Below are 18,072 nucleotides of genomic sequence, written 5' to 3'. Positions count from 1 at the left end.
TTAATAATTTAGATTTTTTTTTAACAATAGATGAGTTCAAAATTACACATACTCACTTTGGACATGTTGGAGAACTAATTTGCTTTTTAAAAAAAATCAAGCTTTTAAAAAAGTGTGAAATTGTCCATTCATTTCATGGGTTTGATTTACTTCCTAATCATCAAAAATATTACCAATTCAAATATGAAAATCTTTTTAAATTTTGTAAATATTTTACTGTTAATTCTAAGTACACCTACAATATATTAGAGGATTTTCCCAATGTAGAGTCAAAAAAAATTAGATCACTTCCAGTATCGCTGGATACTTCTTATTTTTCTAATTCTGATTTTAAACCAAATAAGGATTTTAGGATAATATTTATTGGCAGGTTGATTGATTGGAAATCCCCCATTAATGCTTTAAAAATTCTTCAAATACTTCATGAACGAGAATTTCCTATTTTCCTCGATATCATAGGAGAAGGACCTGAGCGAAAGAGTTGTGAAGACTTTATTCAGGCTAATAATCTTCAGGAATATGCTTTTCTGTTAGGAGCTTTAGATCAAAAAGATATTAAGGTCAAATTATCCCAATCCTCTGTATTCATTGCACCTGGCATTACTGATCCTAAAACAAGCAGAGCTGAAAATCAGGGCTTGGTAGTACAAGAAGCTCAAGCTATGGAATTGCCAGTAATTGTTTCCAGTGCAGGAGGAATGAAATATGGCTTAATTGATGGAGTAACAGGTTATGTAGTAGAAGAGAATGACATAGAGGGCTTTGTAGAAAAAATCATTCATCTTTTTAATTTTCCAGAAATCATAGAAGAAATGGGGAAAAGAGGTAGGAAATATGTTCAGGAAAATTTTGATTACAAAGTGTTGGGCAAAAAGCTATTAGAAATTTATAGCTTGAGATGATTTCAGTGATTATTCCTTTTTATAAGGCTTCAAACTTTATTCTAGAATCTGTTAATTCTGTAATTAAACAAGAATTAGTTTCTGAGATAATAGTTGTATATGATGGATGTCCAGATATTCCTTTTAGTGATTTGAATAATCTTTTTAAAGCTCAAAATAAAGTAATACTAGTTCATCATCAAGAATTTAAAAATTTTGGACCAGCTGCTTCAAGAAATTTAGGTATTCAAAAAGCATCAAATAATTGGATCTCGTTTTTGGATGCTGATGATTATTTCCTAGTCAATCGATTTGAATCATTTAAATTTCTTTTGAATTCAGCAACTGATTTTGAAGGGGTTTATCAGCCTATTCAATACTTCAATGGGTCAAATAAAATTTATGGAATTAAAAAAGAAATTCCTTCACACAAGCTATTTCATTATCTGATTCGAGGGACTTATGGTCATTTTCATACGAATGGTTTGATTATAAAAAAAGATTTATTATTCAAAGCAGGTTTATTTAATAAATCCTTGACCCTGCATCAAGATTCAGAGTTATGGTTAAAATTAGCGTTTTATGGTCGTCTGGTATCAGGTGATTTATCTGCACCCGTTTCAATGGTAAGAATTCATGGGGGAAATAGGATCTGGAAAGGAACTTCAAATTCCTCAAGATTAAAGCAATGGAAAGTTACCTGGCAATGGGCTTGGAATAAACCAGTTGGAATAATCAATAAGCTTTTAATTCTTCGTAAGCTTTTAAAATATAAAATAGGCTCATTAAGAGAATAATGTCTAACACTGTTATAAAAGTAAAAGATCTCTCCAAGCGCTATCGACTTGGTCTAAAGGAAAAGCAAGCGGAGACTCTTATCGGCCAAATCGGAAATGTAATTAAATCACCTTGGGAAAATCTGAAGCAATTACGTGCGATGAGCAAATTCGGTGTAGAAGATGAATCTGTTTTCTGGGCACTTAAGGATATTAATTTTGAGGTCAAAGAAGGAGAGGTCTTGGGAATTATTGGTAAAAATGGAGCGGGGAAATCAACGCTATTGAAAATCCTTTCCCAAATAACCGAGCCAACTTCTGGAAAAATTGAAATCCATGGTCGTGTAGCTTCATTACTTGAAGTCGGTACAGGATTTCATCCCGAACTTTCTGGTAGAGAAAACATCTATATGAACGGGACTATTCTAGGAATGACACGTCGAGAAATAGATTCTAAGTTGGAGGAGATTATTGATTTTTCTGGGGTCGAAAAGTTTATTGATACCCCTGTGAAGTTTTATTCCTCTGGGATGAAGGTTCGCTTGGGATTTTCTGTGGCAGCCCACTTGGAGCCTGAGATTTTAATTGTTGATGAGGTACTTGCAGTGGGAGATTTTGAATTCCAACAAAAGTGCCTAGGTAAAATGGATCACATTAGTAAATCTCAAGGTAGAACGGTTTTATTGGTAAGTCATAATATGGGGGCTATTCAATCAATTTGCACGGGAGGTTTGGTTATAAACTCAGGAAGGGTTAGTTATTGTGGAGATAAAAATACTGCAATTTCATATTATTTAGACGATGGTAATAACTCAATTAAAGATATTTTTAAAAATGATTTAATTGAATTGATTAATTTTAAAATTTTTAGCAATTCTTGTTCACAAATTTTGAATAGGGTTCCTCATAATTTAGATTTTGAAATACAAATTACATTCAATTCGAAAATCGGGAAAAAGAACACAATAGTAGCATTACTACTAACAGATTTAAATGGTTATAAAATTTCAACAATTCATGTCAAACCTTTTGATGTTGTAGAAGGGGAAAATGAATTTGTTCTTTTAATAGAAGGGGGAATTCTTACACCAAATAATTATAAATGGTTAATAAATGTTCATGACGAATATGAATCCTTCTTTTATTTTGATAATGTTTGTCAATTTGAAATTTATGATAATGGAAGTGAGTTTTATAAATGGTCGAATATTGATTATGGGAAATTGTTTTTAAAATATGAAAGGATTAAATAAAAAAAATACTAAATACGAAAGTCTGGCAAGAATTAAACCTCCATTTTGTTGGCTAAATCATACTCCTTTTGTAAAATATTTGATTGAGGAGATTAAACCAGGTTTAGTAGTTGAGCTCGGTACTCATAGTGGAAATTCATTAATTTCAATTCTTGAAGCATGTCAATCAAACAATCTAAACACGAAAGTTTATGCTATAGATACTTGGTTAGGTGATAATCACTCAAAGAACTATTCTGACTTGATATATCATGATCTTTTTAGTTATGTCAAATTAAACTATGCTGACAATTGCACTCTTTTAAAAATGACATTTGAAGAAGCAGTTGCTTCTTTCAGTGATAATTCAATAGATCTTCTTCATATTGATGGATATCATACGTATGATGCTGTCAAAAAAGATTTTGAAGATTACCTTCCTAAAATGAAAACTAACGGAATTGTTTTATTTCATGATATACTTGTCAAAGATTCTGATTTTGGAGTTCATATATTCTGGGAAGAGCTTTCAAATAAATATCCTTCATTTATCCAAGATAATGGCACCGGTTTAGGTGTTCTTTTAGTTTCTGAATCAAGTAATGATATTTTTGATTCTATTAGGTTTGAAACTGATAAAATCAAAACCTTTTCTCTTATGGGTGATGTTTTGAGGTATAAAGAGGAAATTAATGATCTAAATTTGGAATTGAAATTTTATCAAAAATCCAGAATTATAAAATTTGTAAAAAAAATAAGGGGGGTTTTTCGCAAATGATTTTTTTGAAACTAAAGGGACGATTAGGAAATCAATTGTTTCAATATTCATATGCTTATATTATTTCGAATATTTATAAAAAGAATATTTATTTATTGCCTTGTTCAGTTTTTGGTTTTTGGCTTAATATTTTTGAAATTAAGTCTAATAATTATATTTTTAGATCTTCCATTTCAATTTATTTTTTGACAATTATTCAGAAAGTATTTAAGCCTAAATTTGAAATTATAAATAACTCCTGTTTAACTAATAACGAGATACCTGATAATATAATATTTCCATTAAGAATTGAAGGTTTTTTTCAAGATGGAATGTTTTTTATAAATCATAAGCAAGAATTAATCAATCATTTGAAAATTAAAGATAGGATCATTAAGAAGTTTGAGAAAAAATATTCATGGGTTAATAATTCAAAAATAATAACCATTAATTTAAGAATTAAAGAATATAAAACAGTTATTTTTCAGGAAATAAACTCAAATGCTTTTTTGCCATTAGATTGGTTGAAAAGGGTTTTACAACAAATAGATCTGAAAGTATATGATAAAGTTATTATAATATCAGATGATATTTTGGAAGCTAAAAAATTTCTTAAAGAGCTAAATCATAATATGGTTTTTATAAATGATAATTTTATAGTCGATTTTATTTTTTTGATGAAATCAGATACATTGATCATACCAAATAGTTCCTTTTCTTGGTGGGGCGCTTTTTTAAATAAAAAACCAAATAAGAAAGTTTATGCACCTAAAAATTGGGTGGGATATAATGTAGGAATCGAATATCCTAAAGGTATTATGATTGATGAGTTTACATGGATAGAATGAATAATAGAATATTTAGTTATGATTTGCAGGTTTATAATAAAAAGTCTGCAGAAGTTGTCATTCCATTATTAAGAAGTTTTCAATCGTTTAATTCTGTTTTGGATGTGGGTTGTGGTATTGGTACTTGGTTGGCAATTGCAAAAAGTAATGGTATACCCATTATTAGAGGTATTGACGGTGATTATGATGATAAGTCTCTTCTTTTTTCAAATATTTCCAAAAAGGAATTTATCGCTACCGACTTAAATAAAGGATTTAATCTTGATCAACATTTTGATATCGCTATTTGTCTTGAAGTTGTAGAACATTTGGTTTCTGACTCAGCTCCTATTGTTGTACAATCACTCGTACGGCATTCTGATGTTATTCTTTTTTCTGCAGCTATACCAGGTCAAGGAGGTCAAAACCATATTAATGAGCAGTGGCCTAACTACTGGGCTAAGCTTTTTGAAGAACATGATTTTGTGTTTTTGGATATTATTAGACCATTAATCTGGAATAATCCAAATGTGGATTTCTGGTACAAGCAAAACATTTTTTTGGTTGTAAAGAATACTCATGAATTAGCATTAAAATACTCATCATCCCATTTGCCACTAGTTCATCCTGAATTATTTGAGCGAATCAATCAAAATAAAGACAACCAAATAGATCTCTTAAAAAAACAATTGGCTATAAATCCTTTGAAACGCTGGATTGCGTCAATTCTAAAAAAGAAATGAAGTTTTTAAATCTTGCGCCTTTTACGCAGAAAGCAAAATATTTCTTAAAGCACGAGTCTGAGGTGACTATTCTGATTAAAACCTTGGAGCGTGAAGCTCATTTAATTCAACTGCTTGACTCTATTTTGCATTATCATTTTTCTGGGCCAATCATCATCGCAGATGACAGTATTGTGCCTTATAGAGAATCAATCCTTAATAGATTTCCACAATTGAATATTCAATACATCAATTTGCCTTATGATGCGGGAACTGCTGAAGGAAGGAATAGAATGTTAGAGTTGGTAGAAACCCCATATTTTTTACTTTGTGATGATGATTTTGTGTTTGATAGACGCACTCGAATACCCCTGATGAAGAAGCTATTGGAGGAGAATCAATTGGATCTTTTAGCAGGAGTTTTTCGACAGCATAACCGCAAATCAAGGCAGGGGAAGTATTTGCTAAAAGTAAATAATTATATAAATCGTTTTGGATGGGTATTGCCTTCTTCTCAGATCTATGAATATCATGCAGGCATTACGATAAAACCAAATGAAATTTCATTGTATTCCATTCCTTATACCGATCCTGTCACTCCCTGTGATCTGACGCATAATTTCTTTCTAGCCAAAACAGAAAAAGTCAAAGCCTTTGGAGGATGGAATCCAATATTAAAAGGGGGTGAGCATCAGAATTTTTTTATTCGAGCCAAATTAGCTGGCTTAAAAGTTGGCACTACCAGGCAATGCGGTGTGATTCATGATCAATGGACGCCAAATTCTAAGGAATATCAAAACCTAAGAAATAGAGGCAATGAATATCAAATGTTGGCTTTGAAAGAATTTGGGGTTACCCGTCTAGAAAATTATAAGCAGGTTTTGGGTGGAACATTTGGAGTCTGATTTGATCACTTTTTCAATTATTGTCCCTTGCTATAATCAAGGGCATTTTTTAAAGGACTGCTTTAATTCTATTTTAAATCAAAAGTTTAGGGACTGGGAAGTTATTTTGGTGAATGATGGAAGTATAGATACTACCCAGGAAATAGCAGAATCATTTGTTAACAGGGATTCTCGAGTATCTTGCCTGTTTCAAGAGAATAAAGGACTATCTGCTGCCAGAAATACTGGTATGGCAAAAGCAAAAGGACAATACTTATTATTTCTAGATGCTGATGATTGGGTTGAAACTGATTTTTTTACAAATATTCAGGAATCCATAACCAAAAACAAGGGGTTTGAACTATATAGTTACGGGTATGGATACTGGGATAAACCTCAAGGACACTGTTATCATTATCATAATTCTGGATTAAATGGTGAAATCTATCCAAGTGTATTGACCAGAAATATTGGGCCTTGTCATGCTCAATTAATTGAAAGGAAGTTTGCAAATCAATTAGGAGGCTTTGATCCTTCCTTAAAAAGTTGTGAAGATTGGGATTTCTGGATTCGAGCAGGAAAGATGGGAGCAAGACTTAAATATACCCCGATAATAGGAGTTGGCTATAGATATGTGCCTTCAAGTATGAGCCGAAATCCAAAAGTAATGTATAAGTCATTAAGTGAAGTAAGCAAGCGAGCGTCTAAAGTTGATCAAAGGTTATCATTAGCAGGCAAATTTAATATTGCCACTAGCTTAAATTTAATTGAGGAAAGAAAGAATTTTTTTTTTCAGAACCTTGGAGTAATGATTCATAAAAATCAAGTAGCTGAGGCTTTAGAATGGTTTGAGAATGAAAAACAGAAAAATTCTTGGGTAATAAGAGATGCTGATTTTTATAGAATGTCAACCTATTTAACTTGGCAATATTTTAATCGACTCGACTTGATTGAAAAGCTCGAAAAATTTCTTTTGCCTTCATTAAACCAGTTTTTCGATAGTCTTGGTGTGAAAAAATCTAAGTCAAAAAAGATTATTCGACAATTGTTGAAATCCCAATTGATGATAAAAAACCATTTAAAGTACGGAAGAATTTTAGGTGGTACTCTTAACCGACTAAAACTGTATTGAGCTGTAGCATCATTTTGTGTACTTACAATGGAGCTTCTAAGTTGGAGGCTACACTTAAAGCAATTACTGAGTTAAGGACAGGATTTGATTGGGAATTACTTTTGATTGATAATAATTCTACCGATTCAACTGCTGATTTTGCTCGTTCCTATTTAGCTAATTCAAAGATTGACTATTCGGTTTTGGACTGTAATACGCCTGGAAAAATGAAAGCTTTTTGGTTAGGAATAAGAGCAGCGAAATATGATTTTATTCTTGATTGCGATGATGACAATCATCTTTTTTTGGATTTTCTCCAAGTTGGTATCAGCTACTTAAAAGAAAATCCAAGAGTGGGAGCTCTGGGAGGGCATGGAATTTTAAAGGCAAAGCAAGTTCCGGATTGGTTTGAAACTTATGCAAAAAGTTATGCAATAGGCTCACAAGGGAAAAGTGGGGAGGTGATGCAACCATTTTCTCATTTGTATGGAGCTGGATGTTTTTATAGAAAATCTATTCTTCTTGACTTAGAATCTAAGGGCTTTTATTCTCTTTTGAGTTGTAGAAAAGGTACTGAGCTAAGCTCTGGAGGAGATGTAGAACTTTGCTATGCAATCCAGTTATCTGGTTTTGATTTAGTTTATCTTAATACATTGAAATTTCATCATGCGATTTCGCAAGATCGACTAAGTTTTGAATATTATTTAAAACTTAAAGCTGGAATTGCATCTAGTTTTCCTATACTCGATTCATATCGAATTACTGAATTTTTAAATGTAATAGCCTTCAACAATCATTTGATCTTTAAAGAATGGATTGCCTTGAAAGGACTGTTGAAATCAACACTATTGGGGAATTCCAGCATGAATTCAAAAATTGAAAAAGTAGTAACAGTTACAAAGTTTAAATACTTTTTTAAAAATTACACATTGGCTTTGGAAGGGTTTAAACGGAATCAGAAAATTTTCAAATGAAATGATTTCTGTAATTATTCCTTTTTACAACGGAGCGATTACCCTTAATCGAGCGGTAGCATCAGTTAAGAACCAGAGCTTTAAAGATTGGGAGTTAATTTTAGTAAATGACGGAAGCACAGATGAATCTCATACTCTTGCAAATGAATATTTATCTGATTCTCGAATTCGATATGAATTTCAAGAAAATCAAGGTGTAAGTGCCGCTCGAAATCATGGAGCTGTATTAGCGTCGGCGGAATGGCTGATTTTCTTGGATGCGGATGATGAATTGAAAGAGAATGCAATTTTGAATTTTAATGCTGCGACTTCCTCAGATACTACAAAGGATTACTGGATAGCCGGGATTGAACGTGTGAATAATGGAGTAATTACCGAAACATTGCCGACAAATGGAGTTCACTTTAGTAAAATCCCAGGTACTTTTTGTCTAAGAAAGAAGTTGTTTGAATCAGTTGGCGGGTATGATATTAGGATGAAATTTTCTGAAAACACCGAGTTATTTCATCGGTTGGCGTTGGCAAAGGGAAATGGAGGAATATCATCTCAGGTGAGTTTGGTTTATTATGATTCACCAGATGGAGCGTCAAAAAATCTACAAAACATGGTGGATTCCTTAAGTTGGTTTTTGGAAAAGCATCATGATACCTTATCAAACCATGTGAAATACCTTTATTATCAGATCATAGGGGTGAATTACATGCGTTTTCAAAAGTTTTCAAAAGCTAGGAAATATCTTTTGAAAGCGCTTAGCTTCAAGCCCTATAAAGTCAATACCCTGATTCGTTTTTTCATCTCCCTAGTACCGCCTTTAGCTAAATTCTTATATCCCGAAAAAGTTGAAGTATGATTCGGTTCGGAGGATTTATTATCACCTTTAATCGCCCGGAAGTTTTAAAAGAAACTATCTCCAAAGTATTTAATCAGTCTTATCAACCAGAGCTAATTTGGATTATTGATAATTCTGAAGATTTAGCCACCGATCATATGATTGCTTCGCTGCAGGATCCTAGACTTAGATATTTTCGAATGGGATACAATGCAGGTCCAGCAGGTGCAGCCCAAAAAGGCTTGGAACTTTGCAGTAAAGAAGACTTAGACTGGATTTATTGGGGAGATGATAATGATCCTCCTTTTCGTACTGATTGTTTTGAAAGATTATTAGCTATTCGGGATGTAAATCCTTTTGCAGGAGTATTGGGTTCGGTAGGTCAGTTTTTTGATCGGAAAAAGGGGGTTATCAAGCGAGTGCAGACTAGGCTGCTAGAGAAGAAGGACGTTATAGATGTGGATTATGTGGCTGGAGGTATGTGTATGCTTGTCAGTGGAGAAGTAGCCAAGATTGGAATTGCCCCTGATCCAGGCTTATTTTTTGGGTTCGAAGAGTTAGATTTTTGCCTCAAAGTCTCGAGAAAAGGATATTCAATAGTGGTGGATTGTAAATTATTTTTGGAAGCTAGGGCTGCTACTGGAAGATTGGAATTTGAGCGCCCTACCTATCAAAGAAAGCAGAATTTGGCTAGGGAATATTATAGCCTACGTAATCTCTTAATGATTTCTGATTCCTTGACCTTACCAGCTATGAAGCATCAGTTAATCAAAAAATGGTTTGTTAAATCTTTATACGGATTCAGATATGGACCTAAATATGGGATGAGAAATTTTCGTCTGATTATGCTGGCTTTTTGGCATTACTTCAAAGGAATTAATGGGAAGACCGTTGAGCTTTGAATAAGGGTACAATCCTCTTTCTCCTAGATACCCTCCAAACGGGCGGAGCAGAAAAAAGCTTGCTGGAAATCACTTCTAGATTTCAGCACTTTAAGCCAGTCTTTGCGACACTTTTTGCCGGAAGACACGATTTATTAGCCGATTACGAGGCCGCAGGAATCGAAGTGATCCGATTAGGTCTGCCAGTATCTAACAAGTTCAAAGACCTTGCAAAGTATGTGGATAGGGTCGTGTCAGATCAAAATGCAGTGATCGTTCACTCAAGTATCTTCCGCTCAGACATGACCGCTAGGCACTTGAAAAGTAAAGTAAAGATTGTCAACAGTCTGGTGAATAACAGCTATCGAAAGAGGCGCTACGACGGCTTACCTTGGAAAGGAAAACTTTCCCTACTTGCTGTACAGCTTTTGGATCGGTTTACCATTAGTAGTATTGATCTGATGATTGCAAATTCTCAGGTGCTGGTTGATTCTCACCGTAAAACCATCGGGCTTAATCCAAATAAGACGGTAGTGATTCATCGAGGTCGACCTATTCCAATTAAAACGAAAGCTCTGCCCACTACCCATTTCCCACTGCGCACTGCTCACTGGTTATGCGTTGGTAGATTAATCGAACGAAAAGGTCATAAAGATTTACTTCATGCTTTTGCCAATCTACTTCAAGCTAGACCGAATGACCAACTGATTTTAGCAGGTGATGGGGATTATAGGGGAGCCATTGAAAAGGAGATTGAGAGATTAGAAATTGGTAATTCCGTGGACTTGTTGGGTACAGTGGGTAATGTGTCAGAATTGCTGGAAAAATCAGACTTCTTTGTTTTTCCAAGTTATTTTGAAGGCTTGCCAGGCTCAGTGATTGAAGCGATGCTGGCTAAGATTCCGATTATTTGCTCAGACATCCCGGAGAATAAGGAATGCTTAAAAGAAGGAATGTGTCTTTTTCATCGGGTGGGGGATCAGGATGATCTATTAGCACAAATGCAGCAAGCTATTTCCCTTAAGGATTGGGATATTCGTACGGATAATGCTTATGAGTATGCCAGGGAGAATTTCGATATAGAGAAGATTGCAACCCAATATGAGGAAACCTATCTCAAGCTTCTGGCTAGTCCATAACCTTTGAGGTTTTTCAAACCTCGAAGGTTTAAAATTCCCTTTATTTAGATAGCTTATTTCTAATACTTTTTTTAAGATTAAATTGTATAGGCGAAACCTTTGTTGAATTTATTGGAAAGAAATTTGTTATAAATTTGCAATACAAAATTTTATCAGTTAATTGATAAGGTATGAAAAGGAAAGAACTTAAGTCAGTTAGGAAATCTAAAGGTCAACGTAAAGGTTGGAGTACTTTGAAGGAAGATAATCCTAACTGGGTGCAAAGACTTAATGTAGTTGTTGAGGTTAAAGCTCATGTTTCATCTGCTAACTCTTCCAGGAAAGTTGAAGAAAAACTTCAATCCCAATATTTTTTGATTCCGTAATTTGAGCGGTGGAATTTAATTATCCTGGCTATCCAATAAAGTTTATTCAAAAAGATAGATGTAGGGATGATTCTGCCCATTTACATTCTCATATCTTCAAATTTTTTTCTCCAAAAACACACTACCACTACATCATAAGAGCTGAATATCATCAGGAAGAAGTTTTTGCTATTAAATTTTATTGCAAAAAGGATAGAAGGAGTGATTTCAAATACTCTAAAATTGTAAATAGAGGAGATATTGGAAACATTGTGATTTCTTGCCTAAAGGTTATTCCTATTTTGCTTCAAGAATTCCCAAATGCATCTTTTGGCTTTGTGGGTGCTAGATCTTACGATAGGACTGGGAATTTGGTAGAACCTATTTCAAAAACCCAACGCTTCATTATTTGGTCAGAAGTAGTTAAAAAGAAAATAGGACAAGTGACTTTCTCTCATTTTGAATTTCCGGAGGCATCAGGGTATTTGCTCCTGAATAGAAAATCTGTGATTAGTGAAGCAGAAAGAATTGAATTGATGAAAAGGATGTTTATTGATACCTATTCGGATTTTCCAGATTTGATGTTTTAATCTATCTCTGCCATTGCCCCGGTCTTTGTCTCCACAGGCTGGAAAAGCTACATTTCTATTCTTGAAAATCAATTGACTAACTAATTTATTATCCATAAATAATTAGCTCCTTATATCCCTTGAAAATCCTTCAACTTATCCAAAAACAACAGCTGAGAGGGGCTGAGATTTTTGCGGCCCAATTATCAGAAGAACTACTTGGCCAAGGAAATGAGGTAATACTTGTAAGTTTATTCGAAGGAGTTTCCAAGCTACCTTTTTCAGGAAGATGTATTTGTCTGGAGGCAAATTCCGACAAAAGATTTTGGGATTTTAAAACTTGGAAAAAGTTAGCCGCTTTGATAGCGGAATTTCAGCCTGATATCGTACAGGCAAATGCAGGAGACACACTAAAGTATGCTGCTTTTTCCCGCTTGCTTTTTGGCTGGAAGGCGAAGTTGATTTTCAGAAATGCCAATATGATCTCCGGTTTTGTCACTAGTATTCCAAAAAAGATTTATAATGATTTCTTGCTTAGGCAAGTAGCCGGGATTGCCTCTGTTTCTGCTATTTGTGCCAGAGACTTTATCCAAACATTTTCTTTTCCAGAATCCAAGGTTGAAGTTTTACCTATAGGCGTTTTACCTGTAAAAGAGACACTAAATCTACCTGAAGATCTAATAAAAATATTGGGAGCTTCTGATTTTTTAATACATATCGGAAGCTTCGTTCCCGAGAAAAATCATCAAGAGCTCTTCTTAATTTTTGACCAGATACTACTTAAGTTCCCGGATCTCAAATTGCTGCTGTTAGGAGAAGGCCCATTAAAGCCACATTTTCAAAATCAATTTACTGACAGGTCGGAGATCTTATTTGCAGGAGTCAGAACTGATGTAGATGCCATTCTGCCTTTTGCAAAAGCCTTACTTTTACCATCCTTAATTGAGGGTTTGCCCGGAGTGATTTTAGAAGCTATGAATAGTTTGGTGCCTATGATCAGCTATAATGTTGGAGGAATTTCCGAGGTGGTTTCACCGGAAACAGGATGGCTAGTACCAAAAGCTGATAGAGGACAGTTTGTAAAAGCCGTAGTGGAAGTGTTATCATTCGATAATAAATCTAAACTGAAAATTCAGCAGAATGCAAAGCAATTAGTAGAAGATCATTATCAGGTTTCTGTTTTGGCAAAACGATTTGAAATATTTTATAAAGAGAGGATCAGAATAAATTGAAAATTCTATTTATAGATACAGAACCTATTAGGCGCGGGGCTCAGATTTTTGTTTCTGAGCTTTCTTTATTTTTAGGGCAAAATGGGGAAGACTGTAAGGTTATTTACCTTTATCAAAAAGCAGATAGAGCTGATAAAGGGATTTCTCTTTCTGAAGCTTCAAAGATTTTAGATGGAGACAAAGATGATTTTTCTGAGAAATTCCCAGGACTGAATTCTGCTTTAGTAAAAAGATTACTGCTTGAGATCAAAGAGTTTTCCCCAGATGTGATCTTGGCTAATGGTTCACGTACGCTGAAATATGCAGCAGCAGCAAGACAATTTTATTCAGGTAAGTGTACTTGGATAGCTCGCTGGATTGATGATGCATCATTTTGGAATCCGGGTACGGCTTCGAAATTTGTTTATAGAAAGCTGATTATGTCCCAGTTCGATGCGACAATCGGAGTAAGTCAAGCCTCATTGAACTCCATGATTCGACATTATGACTTTAAAAAACCTTCGCAAGTAATTCATCGAGCTTTTGATCTGGAGAAATTTAAAGGTGCTCCAAGCAGAGAAGCTGCCAGAAGAGATTTGGGTATAGGGAAGACCGATGAAGTCCTGCTTTTTCTGGGAAACCTTACTGCTCAAAAACGGCCGGACCGCTTTTTAGAAATCATCCAAAAACTAATACAAACAAGACCTCAATTAAAAGCGCTGGTAGTTGGAGATGGTGATTTGGGCGTTTCGATCAAATCTCCAATCTCCAATCTCCAATCTCAGATCTTCTTTTTCGGTTACCAGCAAGACGTTTCTCCCTACTTAGCTGCCGCTGATTTGCTGATTTTGACTTCAGATACAGAAGGGCTGCCGGGGGTGGTCTTGGAAGCAGGTTATTTTTCTGTTCCCACTGTAGCCACGGAAGTGGGAGGGATTCGGGAATGCTTAATTGATGGAGAATCTGGGATTTTGATACCCGATCGATCGATAGAAGAATTTGTAAGAGAGATTGATTTCTTATTATCTGATTCTTCCAGGTTACAATTAATGGGGAAAAAGGCAAAAGATATGGTTTTAGAAAACTTTAGAATGGAAGAAGTTGCTAGGAAGTATTTGTCTTTTTTTAGAGGGTTAAAATGAAGCAATCGTATCGTCATTGCGAGGGTTTTAATCAAACATTCTTTGAGAACAGTATTCGCAAACCCGAAGCAATCTTTTAATTGAACTAGGTAGTCAAAGAGACAGATTGCTTCGGAAATGAAACTTGCCTAATAAATCAATAATCCGTTTATTTCCTCGCAATGACGGTAAGTCGAAGCAATCGTATCGTCATTGCGAGACTTTATTGCATGGTTTCTTTTTCTTGAATAATTCAAAGTCGAAGCAATCTTTTTGAGGGGAGTAGGTAGCTAACAGATTGCTTCGGAAATGAGACTTGCTTAATAGATCAATAATCCGGTTATTTCCTCGCAATGACGAATCATCTGAAGCAATCATATCGTCATTGCGAGACTTTACCGTAGAGTTTCTTTTTCCTGAATAATTCAAAGTCGAAGCAATCTTTTTGAGGGGAGTAGGTAGCTAACAGATTGCTTCGGAAATGAAACTTGCCTAATAAATCAAAAAGCCGTTTATTTCCTCGCAATGACGATAAGATGAAAAAAGGAGGTTCCACATATATAATGACAAATAAAAACAATACTGTTTTATATATCGGTGTGACCTCAGATCTAATCAGAAGAGTCTCTGAACACAAGGTCAAAACAAACCCAACTTCATTTACAGCAAAGTATAACCTGGATAAATTGGTTTATTTTGAAAATTTCCAGTCTATCGAAGAAGCAATAAATAGGGAGAAACAATTGAAAGGGGGAAGCAGGTTAAAAAAGGAAATTTTAATCAATTCCATAAATCCTGAATGGATCGATTTATTCGATGAATTGGACCGTCATTTCGAGGGTTTTTAAAAAAACATTTAATGGGAAGAGTATTAGCAAAGTCGCATCAATCTTTCTGATTGGAGTATGTAGTCAAAGAGACAGATTGCTTCGCTGCGCTCGCAATGACGGGTAAAGCGAAGCAATCCTATCGTCATTGCGAAGATTTACACGCTAATCTAATTGTAAGAAGAGTCATTCAAATCTGAAGCAATCTTTTAATTGAACTAGGTAGTCAAAGAGACAGATTGCTTCGGAAATGAAGCCTACCAAATAAATCAGGAATTCAAGGATTTCCTCGCAATGACGGTAAGGCGAAGCAATCGTATCGTCATTGCGAAGATTTACACGCTAATCTAATTGTAAGAAGAGTCATTCAAATCTGAAGCAATCTTTTAACTGAAGTAGGTAGTCAAAGAGACAGATTGCTTCGCTGCGCTCGCAATGACGAGAAAGTTCGCTTCATCGTTCTTTTCGCTAAACTACCTTGCATTAAATAAGGCTATTCCAATTTTGTAAACGACTATGTTTTCTTACCTAGGAACTAGATCCTGATAAACTTTTTCCAATTCAGCTACCATTTTTTTCATGCTAAACTCCTTAATCACCCGATCTCGGGCTGCTCGCTTCATCGCATTTAATTCTTCTGGATTTTGGGTCAATTGTATGCAATAATTTGCGAGCTCACTCCAATCTTCAATTGCTGTGAGAAATCCTTCATTTCCGTGGGTAATCACCTCTCCAATTCCTCCAGCACGAGTAGCAACCACTGCTATTTCGCATGACATTGCTTCTAACATGGCTATTGGTAAGCCTTCAAATTCAGAGCTACTGAGATAGATATCCATAATTGACAGGTAGGGGATCACATTTTTTTGAACTCCCACCCAGTGGAAATTTGAAGATTTTCCTGAATCCTCAATCTGTTTAATGATTCGCTCTCGCCACTCTCCGTCACCTACCAAAATAAAATGCGCTTCTGGACAGGTCTTTAGAATTTCCAAAGCAATTTCCACCCATAGCCAGAGTCTTTTTTGGGAGCGAAAGACAGCCACTTTACCGATTACTTTGGCTTCTTCTGGGATTCCTAATTGGGATTTGAGTGATCTTGAGACTTGAGATTGAGACTTTAAGAGATTGGGAGACTGGGAGCCCCGATAGTTATCGGGGGAGATTGGGTTCTTTTCTGGACCATTCTCCATTCTCTCACTCTCTATTCCCTTATTCTCTATTCTCTCAATCTCTGTTCTTTCATTCTCAATTCTTCTAAAAACCTCAGTATTCACTCCATTTTGAATCACTTTTAGCTTCATCCTGCCTCCTCTGACATACGGATCCCAAATGGAGTTGAGCCGCATAGAAAGCGCTACTTCGTTTGATACAGCAATTGCCACATCCTGCTTTTTAAAACTAACTCGGTTTCCCCAATAGGACACTTTATTGTATCGATCCCAGGTATTGTGCTCAGTGTAGACGATTGGAGTTTTGAGCGTATTACCGACGGATCTTGCAAGAATTCCTGCCCATGGTAGATGTGCATGGATTAAGTCAAACTTATGAGCCTGAACAAATTCCCTAACCTTTCGGACTTGAAAAAATAAGCCCAGGTTTCCTGAGGGAAAAAGATGAACCTGAATTCCAGCCCGTTCGAGTTCATCCACGATATTATTTTCTTGATGGTAAAAATAAAGACAATGGAATTCAAATCGATTTTGATCGTGTACCAATGCCGTCTCAGGAATTAGTTTCTCCGCACCACCACGCCCAAGACTTTTGATCAGATGAAGTACTTTTATTTTATTTTTAGCAATGGGGTCAGTCATGAATTGGGTTTTTCTTGCTTTTTAATAAGCAATTCTTGCACATATCTAGCTTAAAATCGGATTAAAAAGAAACGAAGTTAATCAGCTAATCTCATCATTTCACCTATCTGGCCCATATTCAAACTTTTCATTCCCCATTTTTCATTCAGCCGGCGAAAATGAATTAAAATGGCTTTAAGTTCTGATAATGCTCCCTCAGGATCTGTACCGAAGTTATGCGGATGCCACCATAAATGATAGACCTCGCTCTTTTTGGCAGCAATACTCATTTCATTTTTCACACGGGTAAGTCTTACTGAATTAAACAATGCATTGGCTTTAGAATAAGGTCTAAGGATTCGAGAGGCTGGAATTAGTAGCGGTTCATTTCGGAATTTGACTAACTCCTCTTTTTGGAAAGAGGTCCTTTTACCAATAGGGAAAAAGCAATCCGCAGACCGAAACCATTTCTTGCTTAAGTCTTCGTGCTGGGTTTCTTGCCAAAACCAGTTTTTGGGATTGCTGCGTACCTGTGTATAACCTTCCTCCAGACAAATCGGCAGGTAAAGTTCGTTGATATGATTTCTTGGAAAAACCAGAGAATTCATTTTTACACCAAATTTATCTTGGGCTATTTTCTGGGTAGCACGTAAATCTTCCCGAAACTGTTCAGGACTTTGCCCTCTCATTAGGGTGTAATAATGAGCAAATGTATGTGAACCTAATTCCTGGAGGGGAGTATCAAGAACTTTTTTAATCAATTCTGGTGCAAAATGAACTTCAGGGCGTATCCCATTAGCTTTAGTCCATTCGTAAGCAGAAAGACTTTTGTCCCTATAGCTTGGAAGGTTTGCTGGGGAGTATGACCTCCATTCTTCCTCATTTTCTGCAAATAGCATCCCAACAGTAGCCCAGGTAACGGCGATCTGATTTTCCGCGAAAAGATCAAGCATTTCTGGAATTAGTGCTCTGGTTTTCGAAAAGTAATCTACTCTATACTTCGTACCTACTTTGTCAAAAATACCCCAGAGGAGTTCGAAATCGAGGCTTATTGTGAAAATAGCTTGGGACATGTTGAGAGATTAAGAGACTGGAGAGTGAGAGATTGAGAGACTGGAGAGTGAGAGATTGGAGAGTGAGAGATTGAGAGATTGGAGATTGGGAGCCCTGATAGCTATCGGGGGGAGATTAAGA

The 18,072-nt window shown here is 35.5% G+C and carries 19 protein-coding genes; 17 read left to right on the top strand and 2 right to left on the bottom strand.

The genetic code is table 11. The annotated features are described in order from the left end of the window. The 17 genes from BVC88_RS20375 to BVC88_RS20295 form a co-directional block, all read left to right on the top strand. Positions 1 to 902, top strand: a 902-nt coding sequence (locus BVC88_RS20375) for a glycosyltransferase family 4 protein (RefSeq protein ID WP_075352584.1), incomplete at its 5' end; no start/stop codon positions are given. Continuing rightward, complete coding sequence (locus tag BVC88_RS20370; RefSeq protein WP_075352583.1) at positions 899 to 1,678, top strand: glycosyltransferase family 2 protein; 780 nt, start codon at positions 899 to 901, stop codon at positions 1,676 to 1,678. The genes BVC88_RS20375 and BVC88_RS20370, both read left to right, overlap by 4 nt. After that, positions 1,678 to 2,910, top strand: coding sequence for an ABC transporter ATP-binding protein (locus tag BVC88_RS21630; protein ID WP_075352582.1), 1,233 nt, complete (start codon positions 1,678 to 1,680; stop codon positions 2,908 to 2,910). Before BVC88_RS20370 ends, BVC88_RS21630 begins: the two co-directional genes overlap by 1 nt. Then, positions 2,894 to 3,667 carry a class I SAM-dependent methyltransferase gene (locus BVC88_RS20360; protein ID WP_075352581.1) on the top strand — a complete coding sequence of 258 codons (774 nt, stop codon included), beginning with the start codon at positions 2,894 to 2,896 and terminating at the stop codon, positions 3,665 to 3,667. Before BVC88_RS21630 ends, BVC88_RS20360 begins: the two co-directional genes overlap by 17 nt. A gap of 5 nt (positions 3,668 to 3,672) precedes the next feature. Next, complete coding sequence (locus tag BVC88_RS20355) at positions 3,673 to 4,494, top strand: alpha-1,2-fucosyltransferase (RefSeq protein ID WP_175574468.1); 822 nt, start codon at positions 3,673 to 3,675, stop codon at positions 4,492 to 4,494. Next, entirely contained in the window at positions 4,491 to 5,216 is a 726-nt protein-coding gene (locus BVC88_RS20350) for a class I SAM-dependent methyltransferase (RefSeq protein ID WP_175574467.1), read from the top strand. Before BVC88_RS20355 ends, BVC88_RS20350 begins: the two co-directional genes overlap by 4 nt. Continuing rightward, entirely contained in the window at positions 5,213 to 6,100 is an 888-nt protein-coding gene (locus tag BVC88_RS20345; RefSeq protein ID WP_075352578.1) for a glycosyltransferase family 2 protein, read from the top strand. Before BVC88_RS20350 ends, BVC88_RS20345 begins: the two co-directional genes overlap by 4 nt. Next, a complete protein-coding gene (locus tag BVC88_RS20340; RefSeq protein WP_175574466.1) occupies positions 6,090 to 7,211 on the top strand; it encodes a glycosyltransferase family 2 protein in 1,122 nt (373 codons plus the stop codon). The genes BVC88_RS20345 and BVC88_RS20340 overlap by 11 nt, the downstream gene beginning before the upstream one ends. Beyond that, complete coding sequence (locus BVC88_RS20335; RefSeq protein ID WP_075352576.1) at positions 7,208 to 8,164, top strand: glycosyltransferase; 957 nt, start codon at positions 7,208 to 7,210, stop codon at positions 8,162 to 8,164. Before BVC88_RS20340 ends, BVC88_RS20335 begins: the two co-directional genes overlap by 4 nt. 1 nt (position 8,165) lies before the next feature. Beyond that, positions 8,166 to 9,014 (top strand): glycosyltransferase family 2 protein, encoded by an 849-nt coding sequence (locus BVC88_RS20330; RefSeq protein ID WP_075352575.1) that lies wholly within the window; start codon positions 8,166 to 8,168, stop codon positions 9,012 to 9,014. Next, the gene (locus BVC88_RS20325) at positions 9,011 to 9,895 is read left to right on the top strand and encodes a glycosyltransferase family 2 protein (RefSeq protein ID WP_083639234.1); all 885 of its coding nucleotides are present in this window, start codon (positions 9,011 to 9,013) and stop codon (positions 9,893 to 9,895) included. The genes BVC88_RS20330 and BVC88_RS20325 overlap by 4 nt, the downstream gene beginning before the upstream one ends. Beyond that, positions 9,892 to 11,013, top strand: coding sequence for a glycosyltransferase (locus tag BVC88_RS20320; protein WP_075352574.1), 1,122 nt, complete (start codon positions 9,892 to 9,894; stop codon positions 11,011 to 11,013). Before BVC88_RS20325 ends, BVC88_RS20320 begins: the two co-directional genes overlap by 4 nt. Positions 11,014 to 11,183: 170 nt before the next feature. Further along, complete coding sequence (locus BVC88_RS20315; protein ID WP_075352573.1) at positions 11,184 to 11,378, top strand: hypothetical protein; 195 nt, start codon at positions 11,184 to 11,186, stop codon at positions 11,376 to 11,378. Between the two features lie 251 nt (positions 11,379 to 11,629). Continuing rightward, positions 11,630 to 11,947: a hypothetical protein gene (locus BVC88_RS21235; RefSeq protein ID WP_139316615.1), complete on the top strand. Its 318-nt coding sequence runs from the start codon at positions 11,630 to 11,632 to the stop codon at positions 11,945 to 11,947. Positions 11,948 to 12,066: 119 nt separating this feature from the next. Beyond that, positions 12,067 to 13,158, top strand: a complete 1,092-nt coding sequence (locus BVC88_RS20305; RefSeq protein ID WP_075352571.1) for a glycosyltransferase — start codon at positions 12,067 to 12,069, stop codon at positions 13,156 to 13,158. Further along, on the top strand, positions 13,155 to 14,279 hold the full coding sequence (locus BVC88_RS20300; protein ID WP_075352570.1) for a glycosyltransferase family 4 protein: 1,125 nt from the start codon (positions 13,155 to 13,157) through the stop codon (positions 14,277 to 14,279). Before BVC88_RS20305 ends, BVC88_RS20300 begins: the two co-directional genes overlap by 4 nt. Before the next feature lie 515 nt (positions 14,280 to 14,794). Next, a complete protein-coding gene (locus BVC88_RS20295) occupies positions 14,795 to 15,106 on the top strand; it encodes a GIY-YIG nuclease family protein (protein WP_075352569.1) in 312 nt (103 codons plus the stop codon). 503 nt (positions 15,107 to 15,609) lie between these two features. Here BVC88_RS20295 and BVC88_RS20290 read toward each other — a convergent pair. Then, on the bottom strand, positions 15,610 to 16,899 hold the full coding sequence (locus BVC88_RS20290; RefSeq protein ID WP_075352568.1) for a glycosyltransferase: 1,290 nt from the start codon (positions 16,897 to 16,899) through the stop codon (positions 15,610 to 15,612). Positions 16,900 to 16,976: 77 nt separating this feature from the next. After that, on the bottom strand, positions 16,977 to 17,951 hold the full coding sequence (locus BVC88_RS20285; RefSeq protein ID WP_075352567.1) for a polysaccharide deacetylase family protein: 975 nt from the start codon (positions 17,949 to 17,951) through the stop codon (positions 16,977 to 16,979). Positions 17,952 to 18,072 lie beyond the last annotated feature (121 nt).

The organism is Algoriphagus marinus (assembly GCF_001936475.1).
Taxonomy (GTDB): Bacteria; Bacteroidota; Bacteroidia; order Cytophagales; family Cyclobacteriaceae; genus Algoriphagus; species Algoriphagus marinus.
The sequence above is the reverse complement of the archived record's forward strand: the minus strand, read 5'-3'. Positions and strand labels throughout refer to the sequence as shown.